Here is a 2467-nt window from a genome sequence, read left to right as displayed (position 1 = left end):
AGAGCAAAATTTCAGAACAAATTTTGAAGATTGGCAGATAAACATTTTAACAAAGTGTATAAATGAAGCGCGGATTTTTTCTAAAACGATAACTTCAGACACTGTGAAGGAAATATTTATGTGTACCTTAAAACAGCCATTAATCATTGCCAATAGAAAAAATAAACTCTTGGCTTATTTCTTCACTGCATTAGACGACCGAAGCCTGATTGTTGAAGACTGGCAGTCTCTGAGTGCAAGAAAATCATTGTTCCTATCATACAATGGAACGGTACTGAAACAAAACAATATCTCTACTGCAGTTAAAGACAGTAGAGAAAACCCGCCTAAAGATTGTCATATCATTGACAAATACATCAAACAACTGAAAAAACAGTGAGAATAGGTTAAGACCTCAATCATTATCAATCAATTTCCGCTTTTTTCCATTATACATTTGCCCTGTCGACAAAGAGAGAGGTAGCGCTGCCTCATTTTGTTAATCATCAAAATAATGTAAAATGGAAAAGTCATTAGAAGAAAGAATTTCCGAATTAGAAAAGAATCAATTCATTCAAAAAAATGTTCTCAGCTTTGAGGAGGCGAGCAAATTTTTGAATCTATCAAAAAGTTATCTGTACAAACTCACGTCGGGTGGTCAAATTCCGCATTACAAGCCGCAGGGAAAAATTCTCTATTTTGACAAGGAAGAACTTGAAAACTGGTTAAGGCAGAATCCAGTAAGGTCAAAACAGGAAATACAGGAAATGGCATCTTCATTCATTGCATTTTCTAAAAGGAAAAACCTGAAATAGATTATGCAAACGGAGATGAAATCCGTTCTTCCTCCTGTTGAGTCCGTTAGTTCGTGGAAAGAAGCCCGGCTCCTGATCACTGATTATTTTGAATCTCCTCCTGTGGTTTTAAAAATCGAAGATTCCATTATTGGAACATTGGGAAATTTCAGTGCCTCTACCGGAAAAGCAAAGAGTAAAAAAACATTCAATATCTGTGCAATCGTTTCTTCTGCCCTAACCAATAGCACGGTATTGAATTACACATCTTCTTTGCCCGTTGGGAAACGTCAAATACTTTATGTTGATACGGAACAAAGTAAATTCCACTGCAAGCGAGTATTGAGCAGAATACTTCAGCTTGCTGGGTTTCCTTTGAATCAGCATCCTAAAAATCTGGAATTTTTAAGTCTTCGTGGTTATGCCACAAAAGAAAGATTGAGAAAAATCGAAGAAGCAATTTATGATATTGAGGAATTGGGATTAGTGATTATTGACGGAATTCGTGACCTCGCACACGACATTAATAGCCCCTCAGAATCCACGGATATTATCACGAAACTAATGCAATGGACTGATGAACGGAAAATTCACATTCATACGGTATTACACTTAAATAAAGGAGATGATAATACTCGTGGACATTTGGGGACGGAGCTTAACAATAAGGCGGAAACTGTTCTTCAAATTACTAAAAATGAATTTGATAAGAATATAAGCTCCGTTACCGCTATGCATATTCGGGACAAAGATTTTGAACCTTTTGCTTTTTCAATTAATGAAGACGGATTGCCTGAAATGATAGACGATTATCAGCACCAGCAGCCGGGAAGTAAAAAAGCATTTGATTATAGTGAAGTCAGTGAGGAAAAGCATAGGGAAACTCTGGAACTCTTGTTTTCGGAATCCGCATTGGTATCATACTCTGCACTAATTGGAAAATTGCAAAGTAGTTACGCCTCAATGGGACACGATTTCGGAATCAACAAAGCCAAAAAATTGAAATCTTTTCTTGAGAATAAAAGAATGATTCTCAAAGAAGATAAATTTTACAAGTTTAATCCGGATTTTTATTACTAACGCCTGAAAAGCAGGTTTGGTTTAGGATGGGTGTATATATATGTAAACTATACTAAACCAGTTTAGTGGTTTAAACCGGAACGCATACAGTTAAACCCAATAACCCGCAATTTTTTTGCGGGTGAAAGAAAAAAAATAGAAAAAACAATGAACGCAAAAGAAATTAATAGAATTTCCATAAAAAATTATCTCGCAGAATTAAATATTCTCCCTGCAAAAGACCGGGGATATTACGGACTGTACCATTCTCCTTTTAGAGAAGATTATAACGCAAGTATGAAAGTAGATTTCGAGAAAAATTTATGGATAGATTACGGTGCAAATATTGGCGGAACTCTTATCGATTTGGTAATGCAAATTGAAAAATGTGATTTCGCAAAAGCAATATCGTTACTTAGGGGAAATGAGGAATTTAATCACAACGAGGATTTTTCTTTTCACGGAAAGAATCGGATTCAGAATGAACGACCTCCTTCATTAATAATTCACAACATACGGGATATTAAAAATCCTGCCTTGATTAATTATCTTTTAGAGCGTGGAATTAATGTGAACATCGCAATGCATCATTGCAAAGAAGTGAGCTATTTGGTTAATGACAAGAATTATTTTGC

At 35.5% G+C, this 2467-nt stretch carries 4 protein-coding genes; all 4 read left to right on the top strand.

From position 1 onward, the window contains the following. Positions 1 to 379: hypothetical protein (locus AC00Y6_RS15260; RefSeq protein WP_474491477.1), on the top strand; the 379-nt coding region annotated here is incomplete at its 5' end. A 121-nt stretch (positions 380 to 500) separates the two neighbouring features. Beyond that, the gene (locus AC00Y6_RS15255; protein WP_474491476.1) at positions 501 to 794 is read left to right on the top strand and encodes a helix-turn-helix domain-containing protein; all 294 of its coding nucleotides are present in this window, start codon (positions 501 to 503) and stop codon (positions 792 to 794) included. 3 nt (positions 795 to 797) lie between these two features. Then, a complete protein-coding gene (locus AC00Y6_RS15250) occupies positions 798 to 1853 on the top strand; it encodes an AAA family ATPase (protein ID WP_476589249.1) in 1056 nt (351 codons plus the stop codon). A gap of 147 nt (positions 1854 to 2000) precedes the next feature. Next, positions 2001 to 2467: CHC2 zinc finger domain-containing protein (locus tag AC00Y6_RS15245; RefSeq protein WP_474491474.1), on the top strand; the 467-nt coding region annotated here is incomplete at its 3' end.

It is taken from the genome of Epilithonimonas sp. (genome assembly GCF_056329745.1).
Note: the sequence above shows the minus strand (reverse complement) of the source record. Positions and strands in the feature narration are given on the sequence as shown.